Source organism: Lutimaribacter pacificus (assembly GCF_900142185.1).
In the GTDB taxonomy this organism is placed as follows: domain Bacteria; phylum Pseudomonadota; class Alphaproteobacteria; order Rhodobacterales; family Rhodobacteraceae; genus Lutimaribacter; species Lutimaribacter pacificus.
The window spans coordinates 168,538-187,325 of the sequence record NZ_FQZZ01000005.1; the positions used below are offsets into that span (position 1 = coordinate 168,538).

Genomic DNA, 18,788 nt, shown 5'->3' on the forward strand with positions numbered 1-18,788 from the left:
CTACCATGCGTTTTGCTTTGTTCTACGCATGTTCACGGTTTGTGTCAACTCTCGCGCGACAGCGGCACGACCTCGACCGTTTCGCCGGCTTGCCGTGGCCCGTCGCCGATGGGCCGGACAAGCAGCGCGTTGGCCTCGGACAGGATCGACAGCAGCGCGCTGTCCTGCCGGTCGAAGGGCGTGACGGTGCCGCCCGACAGCCGCGCGCGCATGTAATGTTCGCGCGGGCCGTTGGCATCGACATCCGCGCCCAGCGTGGCGGTCAGGCGCGGGGCGGGGCCGGCAGGCAGGCCCAGCATCGCGCGGAGCACCGGCAGCAGGAACAAATGCCCGCAGACCATCGCCGAGACCGGGTTGCCCGGCAGCCCGATCATCACCGCATCGTCCAGCCGCCCGGCCATCAGCGGCTTTCCGGGGCGCATGGCGATCTTGTAGAACGCGCGCGCCATCCCGATGTCTTCGGCCACGCGCCCGACGATATCGTGATCGCCGACCGAGGCGCCGCCGATCGTCACGATCACGTCGGCGCCTTCCGCCAGCCCGAAGGCCGTGTGCAGCGAGGCGGGGTTGTCGGCGGCAATCGGCAGCAGCCGGGCGCTGGCGCCGGCCTCTTCGATCAGGGCGTGCAGGCCGAAACTGTTGGAGGCGATGATCTGGTCCGGCCCCGGCGCCTCGCCCGGCATCACCAGCTCGTCCCCGGTGGAAATCAGCGCCACGACGGGTTTGCGCGCGACCGGCACCTCGGCCACGTTCATCGCGGCCAGCAGCGCAAGGTCGGCAGGCGTCAGCCGCCGCGGGGCGGTCAGCCGGTCGCCTTGGGTGAAATCGCCGCCTGCCGGGCGGATATTGCTGCCCGCGCCCGGCGTGCCGGTGACGGTCACGCGATCGCCCTGCCGGGTGCAATCCTCCTGCAGGACGACATGGCCCACGCCTTCGGGCACCGGCGCGCCGGTGAAGATGCGCACCGCTTGCCCCGCGCCGACGGTGCCTGCAAACCCATGCCCCGCCGCCGCCTCGCCGATCACGTCGAACCCGGCGCCGGACAGGCCCGCGCCCGCCGCCACGCCATACCCGTCCATCGCCGAGGCGGCAAAGGGCGGCTGGCTGCGCCGCGCAACCGCGTCCGCGATCATCACCCGCCCGCGCGCCCGCAACAGCGGCACCGCCTCGCGCGGCATCGCCGGGGCCAGCGCGAAGAGATGGTCAAGGGCCTCGTCTACGGTGATCATTCCGCCTCGTAGCGGCCGGATTTGCCGCCATCCTTCAACGTCACGCGGATGCCACCGATTTCCATCGCCTTGTCCACCGCCTTGGCCATGTCATAGACGGTCAGCGCGGCGGTGCCGACGGCGGTCAGCGCCTCCATCTCCACCCCGGTTTGCCCGGTGGTCCTGACCGTCGCCGCGATCCGCACGCCGGGCAGGCCGGGGTCGAGCGTCAGGTCCACCGCCACCTTGGTCACCGGCAGCGGATGGCAGAGCGGGATCAGCTCGGGCGTCTTTTTCGCGCCCATGATCCCCGCCAGCCGCGCAACCGACAGCACGTCGCCCTTTTTCGCGCGGCCTTCGGCAATGATATCAAAGGTTTCGCGCGCCATCCTTACATGGCCTTCGGCGCGGGCGACGCGCGCGGTCACGGGCTTGTCCGACACATCGACCATATGGGCGTCGCCCTTGCCGTCGAAATGCGTCAGCCCGGCCATCAGAACGGCCCGGCGGTCAGCGGGTTGGCCAGCAGGTCGCGCGTGGCCTGCGTCACGTCGGCCTGGCGCATCAGGCTTTCGCCGATCAGGAAACACCGCGCGCCGTAGCGGGCGATGTCGGCCAGATCGTCGGGGGTGCCGAGCCCCGATTCCGAGACGATCAGCCGCTCGGGCGGCACCAGCCGCGCCAGCCGCCGCGTGGTGTCGAGCGAGGTTTCGAACGTCCTGAGATCGCGGTTGTTGATCCCGATCATGCGCGATTTCAGCCGCGTCGCGCGCTCAAGCTCGGGCTCGTCATGCACCTCGATCAGCGCGTCCATGCCCCAGCGATCGGCGGCCTCTTCCAGTTCGGCGGCCTGGTCGTCGCTGACGCTGGCCATGATGATCAGGATGCAATCCGCCCCCAGCGCCCGCGCCTCGGCCACCTGGTAGGGGTCGTACATGAAATCCTTGCGCAGCACCGGCAGGTCGCAGGCCTCGCGCGCCTGCACCAGATATTCCTTCGCACCCTGGAAGCTGGGCGTGTCGGTCAGCACGCTCAGGCAGGCGGCACCGCCATCGGCATAGGCCCGCGCCAGCGTGGCGGGATCGAAATCTTCGCGGATCAGCCCCTTGGAGGGGCTGGCCTTTTTCACTTCGGCGATCAGGCCATAGCCCTGGCGGCTGGCGTTGAACAGGGCGTCGGCAAAGGGGCGCACGGCAGGGGCGGCAGAGGCATCTGCCTCGACCGCGTCAAGCGGCTTGTCCGCCCTGGCGGCGGCCACCTCGTCCAGTTTATAGGCCCTGATCTTGTCGAGAATTGTATCGGTCATGGTTCCGTCATACCCAAGCGCGCGGGCAAGGGAAAGCGGCAACCGACGATCGGGGGCAGGATGGCCCGGCCGCCGGCCTCAGCCGCCCGTTGCCGCCGCCAGTTTCACGATCCTGTCGCGCGCCGCGCCGCTGTCGATGCTTTCGCGGGCCATCGCAACCCCGGTCTTCAGGTCGGTCGCCGCGTCGGCCACCACCAGTGCCGCCGCCGCGTTCAGCAGCACCGCGTCGCGATAGGCCCCTTCGGCCCCGTCCAGCAGCGCGCGGAAGGCGCGGGCGTTGTCCTCGGGGGCGCCGCCCAGGATGTCCTCGAACGGGTGGACGGGCAGGCCGAAATCCTCGGGATGCAGCTCGACCTCGCGGATCGTGCCGTCGGGTTCCAGCGCGGCGACCCAGCTTATGCCGGTGATCGCCAGCTCGTCGGTGCCGTCGCTGCCATGCACCAGCCAGGCGTGTTCGCTGCCCAGCCGGCCCAGCGTTTCCGCCATCGGTCGGATCATCTCGCGCGAGAATGCGCCCGAAAGCTGCCGCTTCACGCCCGCCGGGTTGGTCAGCGGCCCGAGGATGTTGAAGATCGTGCGCGTGCCCAGCTCGGTCCGGGCGGGGCCGACATGGGCCATCGCCGGGTGGTGCATCGGCGCCATCATGAAGGCGATGCCGCAGGATTGCAGGGCCTTTTCGACCACGTCCGCCCCGACCATCACGTTGACGCCCATCTGCGTCAGCGCATCAGCCGCGCCGGATTTCGATGACAGGTTGCGGTTGCCGTGCTTGGCCACCGGCACGCCCGCACCGGCCACGACAAAGGCGGTCGCGGTCGAAATGTTCAGCGTGCCCTTGCCGTCGCCGCCGGTGCCCACGATGTCGATCGCCCCTTCGGGCGCGCGCACCTTGTGGCACTTGGCGCGCATCACGGCGGCGGCGGCGGCGTATTCGTCCACCGTTTCGCCGCGCGTGCGCAGCGCCATCAGCAGCCCGCCGATCTGGCTGGGCGTGGCCTCGCCATCGAACAGGATGGTGAACGCCGCCTCGGCCTCGTCGCGCGACAGCGGGCGTTCGCAGGCGGCGGCGATCAGGGGTTTGAGGTCGTCGCTCATGCCGGCACCTTCATCATGTCGAGAAAATTCTTCAGCAGCGCGTGCCCGTGTTCGGAGGCGATGGATTCGGGGTGGAACTGCACGCCGTGGATCGGCAACTCGCGGTGTTGCAGCCCCATGATCGTGCCATCCTCAAGCGCGGCGGTGATTTCAAGGCAGTCGGGCAGGCTGTCACGGTCGACCACCAGCGAATGATAGCGCGTGGCCTCGAACGGGCTGGGCAGGCCCGCGAACACGCCCTTGCCGGTGTGATGCATCATGCCCAGCTTGCCGTGCACGATCTCGTGGCAGCGCACCACCTTGCCGCCAAAGGCCTGGCCGATGGTCTGGTGGCCCAGGCACACGCCCAGAAGCGGCGTGCGCGTGTCGGCCGCCGCCTGCGTCAGCGCCAGGCAGATGCCCGCCTGGTCGGGATCGCAGGGGCCGGGCGACAGCAGGATGCCGGCGGGTTTCAGCGCCATCGCCTGCTGCACGTCCAGCGCGTCGTTGCGGTGCACCTGCACCTCGGCGCCCAGGTCGCCCAGGTAATGCACGAGGTTATAGGTAAAGCTGTCGTAGTTATCTATGAGAAGAAGCATCAGCCCGGTCTTTTCGCATTTTCGGGGGTAGAGGCCCCGCTATCGGTCGCGGTATACTTGTTCAGGCTTGCATGGCAAGGTCAAGCAATGCCACCAAAAGGGGCAAAAGACCGGGGCATGGAACGCAGGGGCAGGCCCCGGCAACGGGGTCGGCAGACGGGAGCAGGCAGATGGCGCGCGGATTCTTGGGTGGGATAGTCTTCGGCGGGGTGGTGTCGGTCGTGGCCGCCGTCGCCATCACGGCCGTCATCGGCCCGCCGGTGGTGCCGCAGCCCGAAACAGCGGCGGTCGAGGTGCCGCCGGGATCGGAATTCCAGGAACGGCGCGAGGATCGCGAGGCATCGGTGCCCGCGCCGCTGCCGCAGCCCGAACCGGGCGCGCCCCCCGCCGTCGTGGCGCCCGAACCCGATACGCTGGCCTCAATGCAGGGGGCCGATACCGATCCGGCGGCCCAGCCCAGCACCGGCACCGCCGAGGACCGGCTGGCCAGCCCGCCCGCGCAGGGGCAGCGTGGCCGGGTCGAGGTGACGACCGACGCGCCGGTGCTGCCCGGCCCGCAGGCGGCGCTGCCCGCCGCGCCCGTGGCCGAAGAGGGGGTGGATGCCCCCGCCAGTCCCGCGGCCCCCGACGAGGGCGCCGCGCCCGAACCTGCCGAGGAGGAGGTTGAGGAAGAGATCGCGGGCGAAGCGGGCGAAACCGACCCGGCCGCAGACCCTGCCGCGCCGGCCCCCGACGTGGCCGATACCGCCCCTGCCATGCCGCCGCCCTCGGAACCGGCCAGCGAGGAGGAGCCCGCCGCGCCCGGGATCGCCGCGATGGACCCGGCCGCGCCCGCCACGCCCGCACCGGCCCCCGCGCCCGAGCCGCAGGCCGAGGCCGCTCCGTCCCAGCCGCCCGCACCGGAACCCGCCGACCCCGAAGCCGAAACCGACCCCGAACCGGATACCGCGACCGGCGACCGCCCCGGTGTCGGCACGCCCGCGCCCTCGCTGGTCGAGCGGGCGGATTCGCGCGTCTCGTCGCGCCTGCCCTCGGTCGGCGCCGACGGGGATGCCGCGCCGGATCAGGCCGCCGCCCCGCCGGTGGCTGCATCCGATGCACCGCCGATCGTGGCCAACGCCGCGCCGTTCGAAAACCCCGAGGGCAAGCCGCTGATGTCTGTCGTGCTGATCGACCGGGGCGATTTCTCCAGCGCGGTCGAGGCGCTCAGCGCATTTCCCTATCCTGTCACCTTCGCCGTCGATCCGGCATGGGACGGGGCCGCCGCCGCCGCCGAACGTTATCGCGCGGCCGGGTTCGAGGTGCTGGCGCTGGTCGATATCCCCGAGGCCGCGCAGGCACCGGATGTCGAGGTGAACCTTGCCGCCATCCTGGGCGCGCTGCCCGGCGTCGTGGGAGTGATGGAGGGCGACCGCACGGGCCTGCAATCCAGCCGCGCGATCTCGGACCAGGTTGCCGCTTACCTGCGCGACAGCGGGCACGGGCTGGTGATGTATCCCAACGGGCTCGATACCGCGCGCAAGCTGGCCGAAAAGGAAGGTGTGCCGGCGGTCACGCTGTTTCGGGATTTCGATGCCGCGGGGCAGGAGGCCCCGGTGATCCGGCGGTTCCTGGACCAGGCCGCGTTCAAGGCCGGGCAGGAGCCCGCCAGCGTGGTGATGGTCGGCCGTGCGCGGGCCGAAACCGTGTCGGCGCTGATCCTGTGGGGGCTGGCCGACCGGGCCGGGCGGGTGGCGCTGGCGCCGGTTTCGGCGCTGCTGCGCGCGCGGGCGGGGATGGCGGCGGAGATCGCCCCGGGCGAGTGAAACCGCGCGGTCTGGCCTGAAAACCGCGCGGTTCAGGCGCCGGGGTCGACCTCGCGCCAGTCGCCCGGTTGCAGCCCGTCCAGCGCCCAGCGGCCGATTCGCGCCCGGATCAGCCGCAGCGTGGGATGGCCCACGGCCGCTGTCATCCGCCGCACCTGCCGGTTGCGCCCCTCGGTGATCGTCAGCTCGATCCAGCAGTCGGGCACGGATTTGCGGAACCGGATCGGCGGAGTGCGCGGCCAGAGGCCGGGCGGTTCCTTGATCCGGGTCACCCTTGCCGGTCGCGTCGGCCCGTCCTTGAGCGTCACGCCCTTTCGCAAGGCCGCCAGCGCGGCGTCGTCCGGCACGCCTTCGACCTGCGCCCAATAGGTCTTGGGCATCTTGTTCTTCGGGTGGCTGATACGGGCCTGCAATGTCCCGTCATCGGTCAGCAGCAGCAACCCCTCGCTGTCGCGGTCGAGCCGGCCGGCGGGGTAGATGCCGGGGATGGCGATGAACCCGGACAGGGTGGCGCGCGGGCTGCCGGTGCTGCCGCGATCGGTGAATTGCGACAACACGTCAAAGGGTTTGTTGAACAGGATCAGCCGCGCCATGCGGTGACGCATAGCGCGGGTTGGGGCGCATGAACAGGGCCGATCAGGTGTAAAGCGTGGGCACGCCCAACTGGTCGTGGATATGGTTGACGGTCTGCGGCTGCAGCCCCAGCGCCTGTGCGAAGCCGTGCAGGTATTGCGCCTCGGGCTGGCTGTCGAGGTCGATGGCCATGACCGACATGGCATAGACCTGCGGCTCCAGCCCCTGCGGCACCTGTCCCGCCAGCCCGGCCACGTCGACCGGGGCCTGCAATTCGGCCTGCACGAAGGCCTGTTCCTCGGGCGAGACATCGCCCAGCTTGTCCAGCAGCCGCGCCTGTTCGGCATCGTCCAGCTTGCCGTCGCATTTTGCGGCCTGGATCATCGCGCGCAGCATCAGCCCGGCGGCCAGCTCCTGTTCGGTGGTGGGGGGCGTGTCGGGTTCGTCCTGCCGCGCGATGGCCTGGTTCAGCACGTCGCCGAAGCCGCCGCGCGCGGTGTCGGGCGTGCCGCCCGTCAACAGCCCGCCCAGCAACCCGCCGATGCCGCCCGCGGCACCCGCGCCGGCCAGCCCGCCCAGCAGGTCGTCGAGTCCGCCGCCCCGTGTGCCGGTCACGCCGCCGCCGAGTTGCTCCAGCAGGCCGCCAAGCCCGGCGCTGCCCGCGCCGCCGCCCAGGATGCCGCCAAGCATATCCTCGATCCCGCCACGGCTTTGCGTGGCCTCGGGGCGTTGCTGCATCTGGCGCTGGAGTTGCCCGAGCAGGCCGCCGCCCGGCGTCTGCGCCGCCCCCGCCCGGCGCTGCACCATGGCGCTGGCGCCCTTGGCCACGGCCACGCCGACGGCGACCTTGGCCAGTGTTTTCATCAAGCTCATGATCTTTCCCCCGGTGGATTGCCGGTTCAGAATGCATGTCGCGGGCGTATCTGTCATGGGAAAAGGCGCGGGCCGCTCCCCCCACGGGCGGGTGGTGCTATCGCGGGGGCAGGTGCAGGCGCCCCTCCATCACGCGCACGGCCCGGCCCGACACGGTGACGCGGGAGCCGTGGGTGCGCAGCCCGATCCGGCTGGGCCGGCCCATGTCGTCGCCCTGGCGGTAATCGAGCGCCAGGTCGCGCCCGAGGATCTGCGCCAGAAGGGCGGCCAGCGTGGCCGCCGCGCTGCCGGTGGCCGGGTCTTCGGGGATGTTGTCGAGCGGGGCGAACATGCGCGCGTCGATCCGGTCGCCGTCGCGGACATAGGCCAGCTGCGCGAAATCCAGCCCGCCGGGAAACAGCGCGTGGCCCTCGCGGAAGGCGGCGATATCGGTGCGGATGGCGGCCAGCGCCGTGCGGTCGGTCAGTTCGGTCAGGGTGAAGGGCAGGCCCAGCGTCGCCATGACCGGCGGGTGGGTGGCGGTGCGAATCCTGTCTTGGGCCAGCCCCAGCGCGCGGGCGACGAGGCCGGGCGCCGGTTCGGCCAGCCGCTCCAGCGTGGCTTCGGTCGTGAACTGCGCCGCGCCGTTTTCCGCCCGGGCGCGGATCGGGCCGATGCCGAGGCCCAACACCATGTCGGGGCCGTGCCCCAGATCGGCCAGCGCCACGGCGGTGCCGATAGTGGGATGACCGGCGAAGGGGATTTCCGTCGTGGGCGTGAAGATGCGCAGCCGGGCGGTGTGGGCCGGGGCGTCGGGCGGGAAGAGAAAGGCGGTTTCCGAAAAGTTGAATTCCCGCGCGATGCGTTGCAGGTCGGCCCCGGGCAGGGCGGTGGCGTCGGGGATCACCGCCAGCGGGTTGCCGCCGAAGGGCGTGTCGGTGAACACGTCGTAGACAAGGTAATCGGTCATCGCGGGGTCCGGCTGGCTGTGTCGTTGCGGAGGGTGATGGCATGGGCGTGTGTGCGTCGCAAGCGGGGCCTGGGGGGTGTCGGAAAGGTTGTTATGTCCCACAGGCGATGGGGCAGTTGCATTCAATACATGTTCGTGGACGTCCACGACACATGAACGATACACCCAGCCCGGAACAGCCGCGAAGCGGCCCGGGCATCGCACGGCCGCCCCCCCGGCCGGGCGATTGGCTGCCGCAAGTGCCACGTTCCTAGGGAGGAGGTGGCGGCGCGATAAAGTGGCAGTCACAAAGGTAGGATCGCCCGACCGCGGCCATGCGGTGCCCTCTGTTGCGCTCTTTTCGATCCGCAGCACAGGTCGCCCCTCAGCCGGCGGCGAGGTCCATCCAGACCGGCAGGTGGTCCGACGCGATCCGCGCCGGGCGGCCGATATGCACGCCGCTGTCGAGCGCGCGCAGGTCGTCCGAGATCAGGAACCTGTCCAGCGCCGCAACCGGGCGCGGGGCGGGATAACTGGCGGCCGGCGCGACAAAGCGCAGCCCCGGCACCTGCGCATCGAGATCCCAGCCCGAGCCCCAGTCGTTGAAATCGCCGGCCACCACCGTGGGCAGGGGCGGCAGCGCGCGCAGGGTGCGCGTGATCGCGGCCAGTTGCAGCAGGCGATAGCGTTTGACCAGCCCCAGATGCACGCCCAGCACCCGCAGCGGGCCGATGGCGGTATCGAGTTCGACCCGGATCGCGCCGCGCGGCTCCAGCCCCGGCAGGTCGAAATGGGCGGTCTGCCGCACGCTCACATGCGGGGCGACCAGCATCGCGTTGCCATGCCAGCCGAGCGAGCCGCCGGGCTCGCCCACCTCGACCACGCGCCAGCCTTCTTCCTCGGCCATGTGGGCGGGCAGGGCGGCGGGGCGCGGAGGCAGGCGCTTGTCGGCCTCCTGCAGGACGACCACGTCGGCGCCCATCGCGCCGATCACCTGCAAAATCCGGTCCGGCCGGCGCCGCAGGTCAAGGCCCACGCACTTCTGCAGGTTGTAAGTGGCTAGTCTGAACGGGCTCGGGCGCATATATCGGACTCTGTCATAACCAGGGGACGAGGCGATGTTCGCAGATCAGACATGGGTGGCCAAGGCGATCTGGGCCTTGCTGGTCTTCTTTCTGGTCGATGCGCTTTTCGTGGGCAACTGGCCGCTTGCCTTCGTCTCGGTGGCGACGCTGCTGTTGTCGCTGGCACCGGTCTATATCGGCCGCTGGGCCGATGTCGTGGTGCCGCCCAGTTTCGTCGCGGCGATCACCATGTTCGTGGGCGGCACGCTGTTCCTGGGCGAGGTGTTCGATTTCTACGAACGGTTCTGGTGGTGGGATATCGCCATGCATGGCGGCAGCGCGGTGGGATTCGGGCTGATCGGGTTCATCCTGGTCTTCATGATGTTCCAGGGCGACCGCTATGCCGCGCCGCCGCTGGCGATTGCCTTCTTCGCCTTTTGCTTTGCGCTCGCCATCGGCGCGACCTGGGAGATTTTCGAGTTCTGCATGGACCAGGCATTTGGACTGAACATGCAGAAATCGGGGCTGATGGACACGATGGGCGACCTGATCGTCGACACGTTCGGCGCGCTGATCGGCGCCGGGTCGGGCTGGGCCTACCTGAAATGGCGGATGCGCGGCGGGCTGAGCCTGCTGATCGACGATTTCGTCCGGCGCAACCCGCGGTTCTTCCGGCGTTTCAAGCGGTAAGGGTTCTTGACGCGGCCCGGGCTTTGGCGTCTGAGTGCCCGCGATGGAACGCAAGGATCATATCGACCTGTTCGGTGCCGTATCGCTGGTGGGGTTCGCCTGTGTGCTGGCCTTCAACCAGGTGGTGATCAAGGTGGGCACCGGCGGGTTCCAGCCCGTGTTCATGGCCGGCCTGCGGTCGCTGGGGGCGCTGGCCGTGCTGATCGTGTGGATGCGGCTGCGTGGGGTGCGGGTGGATTTCGGCCGCCGCTATTGGGCGTCGGGCATTTTGCTGGGATCGCTTTTCGCCTTCGAGTTCGTGTGCCTGTTCTGGGCGCTGGACAACACCACGGTGTCGCGCGCCTCGATCCTGTTCTACACCATGCCGATGATGCTGGCCGGGGCGGCGCATTTCGTGCTGCCGGGCGAGCGGCTGACGCTGCGGCGCGCGGCGGGGCTGGTCACGGCGATGGCGGGGGTGGCGCTGGTCCTGTCGGTGCGCAAGGGCGGCGAGGCGTCGGTGATGGGCGATATCGCCGCACTGGCCGCCGCCGCCGGATGGGCGGGCATCGCATTGACCGTGCGGCTGACCCCGGTGGCCGAGCAGCGCCCCGAGATGCAGCTGATGTGGCAACTGACGGTGTCCTCGGTGCTGCTGATCGCGGCGGCGTTCCTGTTCGGCCCGCTGCTGCGCGACCTGCAACCGGTGCATTACTGGGCGCTGCTCTATCAGGTGGTCGTCGTGGCCAGCCTGGGATACATGTTCTGGTTCTTCCTGATGGCGGTCTACCCGGCCTCGGGCGTGGCCAGCTTCAGCTTCCTGTCGCCGGTGCTGAGCGTGTTCTTCGGCTGGGCGCTTCTGGGCGAGGAGGTCGGCCGGAACACCGTCGCGGCGCTCGTGATGGTGGCGATCGGGCTGGTGCTGATCAACCGCCGGCACCGCCCGCAGGGCGGCGCGTGACATTCCGCGATTGTCCCCGGGGCCTTTATGGCCCCGTGATCCGCAGAAAAAACCCATGAAAAATAACTCGTTCTGGCTTAAGTTGGCGGAATTATGCCGATCTGAACGGGTTTCATTATGCCCTTTGCAAAAGAGATACTAAGAAAATGCGCGGATTTTGCCGGCCTCGAAATCCGGCGCAAACCCGTCAGCGATGCCAGGCTGGACGATAGACCAAGGACCGGCACCGCCGGCCTGATCGTCGAGTTCATCGGGGCCCAGGGGATCGGCAAGACCACGATCTACAACTCGGTTCACGGGCATATCCGGGACCATTGGTTCTTTCGCCCGCATCTGCAGAACAAGGTTCCCCCGAAGGACAGCCTGTCGCCGGTTTCGCAGCTTCACAGAAACCTCTATTTTCAGAAGATCCGAAGGATAGAGACCTCCGGCGCGAACCCCTGGCGCAGCATCGCCCGGGCACAGCAGATGGCCCGGGTGGCCTCGGAAAGTCTTTTCATCTCGTCGCACGACTTTCCACGGGGGTTCGTTCTGGAGGAAGGATTGTTCAAGAACTTCCCCGAAGAGATACTGGAGAGCGACGCCGAGGCGTCGCACCCCCTGTGGTCTGGCCGCATCTTCGTCTACTTGCGGGCCCGCGATCCGGGGGTGGTGGTGTCGCGCTGGCAGCAACGTGCCTCGGCTCGTGGGAAAATCCTTGAATATCAGCATAGTATACGGGACAGCGACGTTCGCAGGCGCGTCGAGACCGAAACGACCCTGTATGATCGCATGATCGAGCGGGCAAGAGACATGGGCCGTCCGGTCCTGAGACTCGAGGCCGAGGACAAGGTCGACGAAAATGTCCGGCGGGTCCTGGATTTCGAAAGGCAGTGGCGGGGCAGGGTCGATGCCTGACGGCAGGAGCCGGCGGCCTATCCCCGCCAGATCCAGCCGCCGCCCAGGATGCGGCTGCCGCCGGTTTCGTAGAACACGCAGGCCTGCCCGGGGCTGACGCCTTCCTCGGGGGTCAGCAGTTCGACATCGGCGGTGGTGGCCGAGGTCGGGCGGATGATCGCCTCGCGCGGGGGGCGGGTCGAGCGGACCTTGACCGAGACATGCCATTCCGCGCGGCTGTCGAAGGGGGCGTCGCCCAGCCAGTTGATTTCGCGCACCGGCACGATCCTGGTGGCCAGCAGCTCTTTCGGGCCGACGACCACGCGGCGGGTGTCGACGTCGAGTTTCACCACGTAGAGCGGTTCGGACAGCCCGCCGATGCCGAGGCCCCGGCGCTGGCCGATGGTGTAGTGGATCACCCCGTCATGGCGGCCCAGAACGCGGCCGTCGGAATGCACGATCTCGCCCGGTTCGGCGGCGCCGGGGCGCAGTTTCTCGATCACGCTGGCGTAATTGCCGTTGGGCACGAAGCAGATATCCTGGCTGTCGGGCTTGTCGGCCACGGCCAGCCCGTATTTCGCCGCCAGTTCCCGCGTCGCCGCCTTGGAGGGCAGGTGCCCCAGCGGGAAACGCAGGTAATCCAGCTGCTCCGGCGTGGTCGAGAACAGGAAATAGCTCTGGTCGCGGTTGGCATCCGCTGCGCAATGCAGCTCCGGCCCGTTCGCGCCCGCCTTGCGCTGGATATAGTGGCCCGTGGCCATGCAGTCGGCCTCGAGATCGCGGGCGGTTTCCAGCAGGTCCTTGAACTTCACCCGTTCGTTGCAGCGGATGCAGGGCACCGGCGTCGCCCCGGCAAGGTAGCTGTCGGCGAACTCGTCGATCACCGCGTCCCTGAAGATATTTTCATAGTCCAGAACGTAGTGGGGAAAGCCCATTTCCTCGGCCACGCGGCGGGCGTCGTGGATGTCGATACCGGCGCAGCAGGCGCCCTTCTTGGCCAGTGCGGCGCCGTGATCGTAAAGCTGGAGGGTGACGCCGATCACGTCATAACCTTCTTCGGCCAGTTGCGCGGCCACGACGGAGCTGTCCACGCCGCCCGACATGGCGACAACCACGCGGGTTTCGGCCGGCGGCTTTGCAAAGCCCAGCGAGTTGAGCGGGGTATCGGTATCGAGGGCCATTGCGACCGTCCTTTTGCGCGCGAGTCGGAAGTCGGCGAGAATATAGGAAAATCCGAGACACTCTCAAGCCCCCCGTTTCATTCCGCGTTAAACCCTGTGCGGCCAGTCTCGGGCCGTTCGAGAAAGGGATGGCTGACATGTATCTCAGGAAGGTGGGCGGCCCGCGGGCCGTGACGTTGCCCGACGGCTCGGTCATGACGCGCGCGGATTTGCCGCCCGCGGATACGCGGCGCTGGGTGGCCAGCCGCAAGGCGGCGGTGGTGCGCGCGGTGCTGTCGGGGCTGATCGCGCGGGACGAGGCGCTGGACCGCTACGGGCTGAGCGAGGAGGAATTTTCCGAGTGGCTGACTGCCATTCGGACGCATGGATACGATGCGCTCAGGGCCACGGCGACACAAAAATATAGACAACCTAAAAGAGAATAATATATCCAATAAGCGCCGATAACGTGTGGTTAACTATTTTTGTTCACGTTTGATTCCATCAAGGCCCGATGAACGGAGAGAACGATATGCGCGTGCTGCTGGTGGAAGACGATCCCACGACCTCGAAAAGCATCGAACTGATGCTGACCCATGCCAACCTGAACGTCTATACGACCGACCTTGGGGAGGAGGGGATAGATCTTGCCAAGCTGTACGATTACGACCTGATCCTGCTGGATATCGGCCTGCCCGACATGACCGGGCACGAGGTGCTGCGCCAGCTGCGCCTGGCGCGGGTCGAAACGCCGATCCTGATCCTCAGCGGGGCGGACGACACCGACAGCAAGATCAGGGGCTTCGGCTCGGGCGCGGACGATTACCTGACCAAGCCGTTCCACCGCGACGAGCTGGTGGCGCGCATCCACGCGATCATCCGCCGTTCCAAGGGGCATTCGCAATCGGTGATCCGCACCGGTATGGTGAACGTGAACCTGGATGCCAAGACGGTGGATGTGGAGGGCCAGACCGTGCACCTGACCGGCAAGGAATACCAGATGCTCGAACTGCTGTCGCTGCGCAAGGGCACGACCCTGACCAAGGAGATGTTCCTGAACCATCTCTATGGCGGCATGGACGAGCCTGAGCTGAAGATCATCGACGTCTTCATCTGCAAGCTGCGGAAAAAGCTGAGCCAGGCCACCGGCGGTGAGACCTATATCGAAACCGTCTGGGGGCGCGGCTATGTGCTGCGCGATCCGCAGCCGGCGGCCGATCCCGCGGACGGGGACCGCAAGGTGGCCATCGGCGCCTGACATCCGCCACCACTCACGGGCTGGACCTCGGGCGGGCGCGCCCCTATCACTTGGACGTTGGTGATGGGGGCGCGACCATGACGAAAGAAACACCGGTGGACAAGCTGACGCGGGATGAGGCCGGGGCCGAGCTGGCGCGGCTGGCCGGGCTTCTGGACGCGGCGAACCGCGCCTACCACCGCGAGGACGCGCCCGAGATACCGGATGCGGAATACGACCGGCTGAAGGCCCGCAACCTGGAGATCGAGGCGCGCTTTCCCGACCTGAAACGCGCCGACAGCCCCAGCGAACAGGTCGGCGCGGAACCGGCCGAGGGGTTCGGCAAGATCACCCACGCGGTGCGGATGATGAGCCTCGGCAATGCCTTCGCCGACGAGGACGTGGCCGAGTTCGACGCCTCGATCCGCAAATACCTGGGCCTTTCGGCGGAGGCGCCGCTGGCCTATACCGCCGAGCCCAAGATCGACGGGCTGAGCCTGTCGCTGCGATACGAACAAGGCCGGCTGGTCAGCGCGGCCACCCGCGGCGACGGCGCGGTGGGCGAGAACGTGACCGAGAACGCCCGCACGATCGGCGATATCCCCCAAACCCTTGACGGGGCCCCGGATGTGCTGGAGGTGCGCGGCGAGGTCTATATGAGCCACGCCGATTTCGCGGCGCTGAACGCCCGGCAGGCCGAGCGGGGCGACAAGACATTCGCCAACCCGCGCAACGCCGCCGCCGGATCGCTGCGCCAGCTCGATCCCGAAATCACCCGGTCGCGGCCCTTGCGGTTCTTCGCCTATGGCTGGGGCGAGCTGTCCGCGCCGCTGGCCGAAACGCAGCTTGGCGCCATCGCGCGGCTGGCGAGCCTTGGCTTTTCCACCAACCCGCTGACCGAATGCTGCACCGGCCTGGCCGATCTGCTGGCGCATTACGCGCAGATCGAACAGCAGCGCGCGACGCTGGGCTATGACATCGACGGCGTCGTCTACAAGGTGGACGACCTGGCCTACCAGGCGCGGCTGGGCTTTCGCTCGACCACGCCGCGTTGGGCGATCGCGCACAAGTTTCCCGCCGAACTGGCCTGGACCCGGCTTGAGGCGATCGACATCCAGGTGGGCCGCACCGGCGCGCTCAGCCCGGTGGCACGGCTGACGCCGGTCACGGTGGGCGGCGTCGTGGTGTCGAATGCCACGCTGCATAACGAGGATTACATCGCCGGGCGCGACGCGCGCGGCAACCCGATCCGCGAGGGCAAGGATATCCGGGTGGGCGACTGGGTGCAGGTCTATCGCGCGGGCGACGTGATCCCCAAGGTGGCGGACGTGGACCTGTCGCAACGCCCCGGGGATGCAGAACCCTATGAATTTCCCACCCGATGCCCGGAATGCGGATCGGACGCGATCCGGGAAGAGGGCGATTCGGTGCGCCGCTGCACCGGCGGGCTGATCTGCCCGGCGCAGGCGGTGGAAAAGCTCAGGCATTTCGTCAGCCGCGCGGCCTTCGATATCGAAGGGCTGGGCGCAAAGCAGGTCGAACAGTTCTATCGTGACGGCTGGATTGCCGAACCGGCGGATATCTTCACGCTGGAGGACCGCTATGGCAGCGGCCTGCAACAGCTGAAGAACCGCGAGGGCTGGGGCGAAACCTCGGCCGCCAACCTGTTTGCGGCGATCGGGGAACGGCGCCGCATTCCGTTGGCGCGGCTGATCTTCGGCCTGGGCATCCGCCACGTGGGCGAGGTGGCGGCGCGCGACCTGGCGCTGCATTACCGCGACTGGGACGCGATGGCGCAGGCGCTGGACGAGGCACGCCCGGCGGCGCTGGCCCATCGCGCCGCCGACGAGGCCGAAGAGGCCGAGCGGATCGCTGCCGCCGCCGAGGGGCGGCGCGCGCGGATCAAGGAAACCCGCGCCGCCGCCATCGCCGAACGCGCGGTGCCCGATGCGGCCACCGCCGCCTGGGAGGACCTGATTGGCATCGACGGGATCGGCGCCACCCTCGGCCTGTCGCTGAGCGATGCCTTTGCCAACGGTCACGAGCGCGCGGCCTTCGACGCGCTGCGCGCGCATCTGAGCGTTCTGCCGCCCGAGGCGCCGGCCTCGCAAAGCCCGGTGGCGGGCAAGACCGTGGTCTTTACCGGCACGCTGGAAAAGATGACCCGCGCCGAGGCCAAGGCGCGGGCGGAATCGCTGGGCGCAAGGGTGTCGGGCAGCGTCAGCGCGAAAACCGACCTGCTGGTCGCCGGGCCGGGCGCGGGATCGAAGGCGAAGAAGGCCGCCGAGCTTGGCGTCGAGACGATCGACGAAGACGGCTGGCTGGCGCTGGTCGGGGACGCATGAGCGGGCGGCCCGAACAGCTTTTCCCGCTGTTTGCCGGGGTGGACACGCTGCCCGGCGTGGGGCCGAAGACCGCCGGGCTGCTGGAACATCTCGACATCACGCGCCCGCGCGACCTGATCCTGACGCTGCCGCATACCGGCATTGACCGGCGGCGGCGCGACAGCGTGCTGGGCGCGGACCTGCCGCAGGTGCTGACGGTCGGGGTGACGGTGGGCCAGCATCGCCCGCCCGCGCGCAAGGGCGGCGCCTATCGCGTGACGGTCGAGGATGCGAAAACCAGCTTTCAGATCGTGTTTTTCCACGCGCGCGGCGATTACCTGCAGAAACTGCTGCCCACCGGCCAGCGCCGGGTGGTGTCGGGCCGGGTCGAGCTGTTCGACGGTATCGCGCAGATGGTGCATCCCGATCACGTGCTGCCGGTGGAAGAGGTCGGGGATATCCCCGCGTTCGAGCCTGTCTATCCGCTGACCCACGGCGTCAGCCTGAAACAGATGACCAAGGCGGTTCAGGGCGCGCTGACCCGCGTGCCCGAACTGCCCGAATGGATCGATCCCGAACAGAAGCGGCAGGCCGGCTGGCCCGACTGGCACGACGCGATCGCCGCCGCGCACGCGCCGCAGACGCTGGCCGACCTGGCCGCCGGTGCGCCCGCGCGCGAAAGGCTGGCCTATGACGAGCTGATGGCGCATCAGCTGACGCTGGCGCTGGCGCGCTCGAAACTGCGCCGGGCCAAGGGGCGGCAGACCAAGGGCACCGGCGCGTTGCAGGCCCGCGTGCTGACCGCGCTGCCCTATGCGCTCACCGGCGCGCAGACCCGCACCATCGGCGAGATCGCCGACGACATGGCGAACCCCCTGCGCATGAACCGGCTGCTGCAGGGCGATGTGGGCGCGGGCAAGACGCTGGTCGCCTTCATGGCGCTGCTGATCGCGGTCGAGGCGGGCGGGCAGGGGGTGATGATGGCGCCCACAGAGATCCTCGCCCGCCAGCACCTGGAAGGGTTGCGCCCGATGGCCGAGGATGCCGGCGTGGTGCTGGAAATCCTGACCGGCCGCGACAAGGGGGCCGAGCGCAAGGCCAAGCTGGCGGCGCTGGCGCGGGGCGACATTCACGTTCTGGTGGGCACCCATGCGGTGTTCCAGAAAGACGTGGCCTTCCGCGACCTGCGGCTGGCGGTGGTCGATGAACAGCACCGGTTCGGCGTGCGGCAGCGGCTGGAGCTGGGGCAGAAGGGGCAGGCGGTGGATGTGCTGGTGATGACCGCCACGCCGATTCCGCGCAGCCTGGCGCTGGCGCAATATGGCGACATGGACGTATCGGTGCTGGACGAAAAGCCGCCCGGGCGCAAGCCGGTCACCACCGCGCTGGTCTCGACCGGGCGGATGGACGAGGTGGTGGATCACCTGCGCCGCGCGGTGGCCGAAGGACGGCAGGCCTATTGGGTCTGCCCGCTGGTGGACGAATCCGAACTGGTCGACCTGACCGCCGCCGAGGACCGGTTCAAACGGCTGCGCGCCGCCCTGGGCGAAGGCGTGGTGGGGCTGGTGCATGGCCAGATGCCGCCCGCCGACAAGGATGCCGCGATGGCGGCGTTCCAGCGCGGCGAGACCAGCGTGCTGGTGGCGACCACGGTGATCGAGGTTGGGGTGAACGTGCCCAACGCCACGATCATGGTGATCGAACGGGCCGAGATATTTGGCCTCGCGCAACTGCACCAGCTGCGCGGCCGGGTGGGGCGGGGCGATCAGGCGTCGACCTGCCTGCTGATGTACCAGCCGCCGCTGTCCGAGGGCGGCGAGCGGCGGCTGACCACCCTGCGCGACACCGAGGACGGGTTCCGCATCGCCGAGGTGGACCTTGAGATGCGCGGCGCGGGCGACCTGATCGGCACCGCGCAATCGGGCCTGCCGCGGTTCCGGGTGGCCGATCTGGAACGGCAGGCCGCGCTGATGGCCACCGCCCAGAGCGACGCGCGCAACCTGATGGCCAGCGACCCGGACCTGAAGGGCGACCGCGGCCGCGCCGCGCGCGTTCTGCTGTGGCTGATGGAACAGGATCAGGCGATCCGTTTGATTTCAGTGGGTTAGCGCGCGCGTTCCGAAAAGTTCGC

The 18,788-nt window shown here is 68.8% G+C and carries 18 protein-coding genes; 8 read left to right on the forward strand and 10 right to left on the reverse strand.

The window, feature by feature from the left end:
• Window positions 1-44: 44 nt before the first annotated feature.
• From F3H87_RS14145 to F3H87_RS14165, 5 genes are all read right to left on the reverse strand, one after another.
• Window positions 45-1,229 carry a molybdopterin molybdotransferase MoeA gene (locus F3H87_RS14145; RefSeq protein ID WP_149787541.1) on the reverse strand — a complete coding sequence of 395 codons (1,185 nt, stop codon included), beginning with the start codon at window positions 1,227-1,229 and terminating at the stop codon, window positions 45-47.
• Window positions 1,226-1,702, reverse strand: a complete 477-nt coding sequence (moaC, locus tag F3H87_RS14150) for a cyclic pyranopterin monophosphate synthase MoaC (RefSeq protein ID WP_149787542.1) — start codon at window positions 1,700-1,702, stop codon at window positions 1,226-1,228. Before moaC ends, F3H87_RS14145 begins: the two co-directional genes overlap by 4 nt.
• Window positions 1,702-2,514 carry an indole-3-glycerol phosphate synthase TrpC gene (gene trpC, locus F3H87_RS14155; RefSeq protein ID WP_149787543.1) on the reverse strand — a complete coding sequence of 271 codons (813 nt, stop codon included), beginning with the start codon at window positions 2,512-2,514 and terminating at the stop codon, window positions 1,702-1,704. The genes moaC and trpC overlap by 1 nt, the downstream gene beginning before the upstream one ends.
• Window positions 2,515-2,592: 78 nt before the next feature.
• Entirely contained in the window at window positions 2,593-3,609 is a 1,017-nt protein-coding gene (trpD, locus tag F3H87_RS14160; protein WP_149787544.1) for an anthranilate phosphoribosyltransferase, read from the reverse strand.
• Window positions 3,606-4,187 (reverse strand): anthranilate synthase component II, encoded by a 582-nt coding sequence (locus F3H87_RS14165; protein WP_149787545.1) that lies wholly within the window; start codon window positions 4,185-4,187, stop codon window positions 3,606-3,608. The genes trpD and F3H87_RS14165 overlap by 4 nt, the downstream gene beginning before the upstream one ends.
• A 170-nt stretch (window positions 4,188-4,357) precedes the next feature.
• Between F3H87_RS14165 and F3H87_RS14170 the strand changes: the two genes are divergently transcribed.
• Complete coding sequence (locus F3H87_RS14170; protein ID WP_223228072.1) at window positions 4,358-5,992, forward strand: divergent polysaccharide deacetylase family protein; 1,635 nt, start codon at window positions 4,358-4,360, stop codon at window positions 5,990-5,992.
• Window positions 5,993-6,024: 32 nt separating this feature from the next.
• Here the strand turns inward: F3H87_RS14170 and F3H87_RS14175 are convergent, their stop codons facing one another.
• The 4 genes from F3H87_RS14175 to F3H87_RS14190 all read right to left on the reverse strand — a co-directional run bounded on the left by F3H87_RS14175 (window position 6,025) and on the right by F3H87_RS14190 (window position 9,450).
• On the reverse strand, window positions 6,025-6,585 hold the full coding sequence (locus tag F3H87_RS14175; protein WP_149787546.1) for a pseudouridine synthase: 561 nt from the start codon (window positions 6,583-6,585) through the stop codon (window positions 6,025-6,027).
• A 43-nt stretch (window positions 6,586-6,628) separates the two neighbouring features.
• A complete protein-coding gene (locus F3H87_RS14180) occupies window positions 6,629-7,438 on the reverse strand; it encodes a DUF533 domain-containing protein (protein ID WP_149787547.1) in 810 nt (269 codons plus the stop codon).
• Between the two features lie 97 nt (window positions 7,439-7,535).
• Window positions 7,536-8,387: a PhzF family phenazine biosynthesis protein gene (locus F3H87_RS14185; protein ID WP_149787548.1), complete on the reverse strand. Its 852-nt coding sequence runs from the start codon at window positions 8,385-8,387 to the stop codon at window positions 7,536-7,538.
• A gap of 364 nt (window positions 8,388-8,751) precedes the next feature.
• Window positions 8,752-9,450 carry an endonuclease/exonuclease/phosphatase family protein gene (locus F3H87_RS14190; protein WP_149787549.1) on the reverse strand — a complete coding sequence of 233 codons (699 nt, stop codon included), beginning with the start codon at window positions 9,448-9,450 and terminating at the stop codon, window positions 8,752-8,754.
• Window positions 9,451-9,484: 34 nt separating this feature from the next.
• On the opposite strand from F3H87_RS14190, the gene F3H87_RS14195 reads away from it, so the two are divergent.
• From F3H87_RS14195 to F3H87_RS14205, 3 genes are all read left to right on the forward strand, one after another.
• Window positions 9,485-10,120, forward strand: a complete 636-nt coding sequence (locus tag F3H87_RS14195; protein ID WP_149787550.1) for a hypothetical protein — start codon at window positions 9,485-9,487, stop codon at window positions 10,118-10,120.
• Between the two features lie 43 nt (window positions 10,121-10,163).
• A complete protein-coding gene (locus F3H87_RS14200; protein WP_149787551.1) occupies window positions 10,164-11,060 on the forward strand; it encodes a DMT family transporter in 897 nt (298 codons plus the stop codon).
• A gap of 117 nt (window positions 11,061-11,177) precedes the next feature.
• The gene (locus F3H87_RS14205) at window positions 11,178-11,957 is read left to right on the forward strand and encodes a hypothetical protein (protein WP_149787552.1); all 780 of its coding nucleotides are present in this window, start codon (window positions 11,178-11,180) and stop codon (window positions 11,955-11,957) included.
• A 17-nt stretch (window positions 11,958-11,974) separates the two neighbouring features.
• On the opposite strand, the gene mnmA is transcribed toward F3H87_RS14205, so the two are convergent.
• Window positions 11,975-13,117 (reverse strand): tRNA 2-thiouridine(34) synthase MnmA, encoded by a 1,143-nt coding sequence (mnmA, locus tag F3H87_RS14210; RefSeq protein ID WP_149787553.1) that lies wholly within the window; start codon window positions 13,115-13,117, stop codon window positions 11,975-11,977.
• 137 nt (window positions 13,118-13,254) lie between these two features.
• On the opposite strand from mnmA, the gene sciP reads away from it, so the two are divergent.
• From sciP to recG, 4 genes are all read left to right on the forward strand, one after another.
• Window positions 13,255-13,542 carry a CtrA inhibitor SciP gene (gene sciP, locus F3H87_RS14215; RefSeq protein ID WP_149787554.1) on the forward strand — a complete coding sequence of 96 codons (288 nt, stop codon included), beginning with the start codon at window positions 13,255-13,257 and terminating at the stop codon, window positions 13,540-13,542.
• Between the two features lie 86 nt (window positions 13,543-13,628).
• Window positions 13,629-14,354, forward strand: a complete 726-nt coding sequence (gene ctrA / locus F3H87_RS14220; RefSeq protein WP_149787689.1) for a response regulator transcription factor CtrA — start codon at window positions 13,629-13,631, stop codon at window positions 14,352-14,354.
• A gap of 77 nt (window positions 14,355-14,431) precedes the next feature.
• Window positions 14,432-16,678: an NAD-dependent DNA ligase LigA gene (gene ligA, locus F3H87_RS14225; RefSeq protein ID WP_149787555.1), complete on the forward strand. Its 2,247-nt coding sequence runs from the start codon at window positions 14,432-14,434 to the stop codon at window positions 16,676-16,678.
• On the forward strand, window positions 16,675-18,765 hold the full coding sequence (gene recG / locus F3H87_RS14230) for an ATP-dependent DNA helicase RecG (protein ID WP_149787556.1): 2,091 nt from the start codon (window positions 16,675-16,677) through the stop codon (window positions 18,763-18,765). Before ligA ends, recG begins: the two co-directional genes overlap by 4 nt.
• Window positions 18,766-18,788 lie beyond the last annotated feature (23 nt).

What these genes read in the sequence shown, in the direction of transcription:
- moaC (WP_149787542.1), bottom strand. Translation starts at nt 1,702, where the DNA reads ATGGCCGGGCTGACGCATTTCGACGGCAAGGGCGACGCCCATATGGTC.
- F3H87_RS14200 (WP_149787551.1), top strand. Translation starts at nt 10,164, where the DNA reads ATGGAACGCAAGGATCATATCGACCTGTTCGGTGCCGTATCGCTGGTG.
- F3H87_RS14190 (WP_149787549.1), bottom strand. Translation starts at nt 9,450, where the DNA reads ATGCGCCCGAGCCCGTTCAGACTAGCCACTTACAACCTGCAGAAGTGC.
- sciP (WP_149787554.1), top strand. Translation starts at nt 13,255, where the DNA reads ATGTATCTCAGGAAGGTGGGCGGCCCGCGGGCCGTGACGTTGCCCGAC.
- F3H87_RS14170 (WP_223228072.1), top strand. Translation starts at nt 4,358, where the DNA reads ATGGCGCGCGGATTCTTGGGTGGGATAGTCTTCGGCGGGGTGGTGTCG.
- ligA (WP_149787555.1), top strand. Translation starts at nt 14,432, where the DNA reads ATGACGAAAGAAACACCGGTGGACAAGCTGACGCGGGATGAGGCCGGG.
- F3H87_RS14205 (WP_149787552.1), top strand. Translation starts at nt 11,178, where the DNA reads ATGCCCTTTGCAAAAGAGATACTAAGAAAATGCGCGGATTTTGCCGGC.
- ctrA (WP_149787689.1), top strand. Translation starts at nt 13,629, where the DNA reads ATGCGCGTGCTGCTGGTGGAAGACGATCCCACGACCTCGAAAAGCATC.
- recG (WP_149787556.1), top strand. Translation starts at nt 16,675, where the DNA reads ATGAGCGGGCGGCCCGAACAGCTTTTCCCGCTGTTTGCCGGGGTGGAC.
- F3H87_RS14195 (WP_149787550.1), top strand. Translation starts at nt 9,485, where the DNA reads ATGTTCGCAGATCAGACATGGGTGGCCAAGGCGATCTGGGCCTTGCTG.
- mnmA (WP_149787553.1), bottom strand. Translation starts at nt 13,117, where the DNA reads ATGGCCCTCGATACCGATACCCCGCTCAACTCGCTGGGCTTTGCAAAG.
- F3H87_RS14145 (WP_149787541.1), bottom strand. Translation starts at nt 1,229, where the DNA reads ATGATCACCGTAGACGAGGCCCTTGACCATCTCTTCGCGCTGGCCCCG.
- trpC (WP_149787543.1), bottom strand. Translation starts at nt 2,514, where the DNA reads ATGACCGATACAATTCTCGACAAGATCAGGGCCTATAAACTGGACGAG.
- F3H87_RS14165 (WP_149787545.1), bottom strand. Translation starts at nt 4,187, where the DNA reads ATGCTTCTTCTCATAGATAACTACGACAGCTTTACCTATAACCTCGTG.
- F3H87_RS14175 (WP_149787546.1), bottom strand. Translation starts at nt 6,585, where the DNA reads ATGGCGCGGCTGATCCTGTTCAACAAACCCTTTGACGTGTTGTCGCAA.
- F3H87_RS14180 (WP_149787547.1), bottom strand. Translation starts at nt 7,438, where the DNA reads ATGAGCTTGATGAAAACACTGGCCAAGGTCGCCGTCGGCGTGGCCGTG.
- F3H87_RS14185 (WP_149787548.1), bottom strand. Translation starts at nt 8,387, where the DNA reads ATGACCGATTACCTTGTCTACGACGTGTTCACCGACACGCCCTTCGGC.
- trpD (WP_149787544.1), bottom strand. Translation starts at nt 3,609, where the DNA reads ATGAGCGACGACCTCAAACCCCTGATCGCCGCCGCCTGCGAACGCCCG.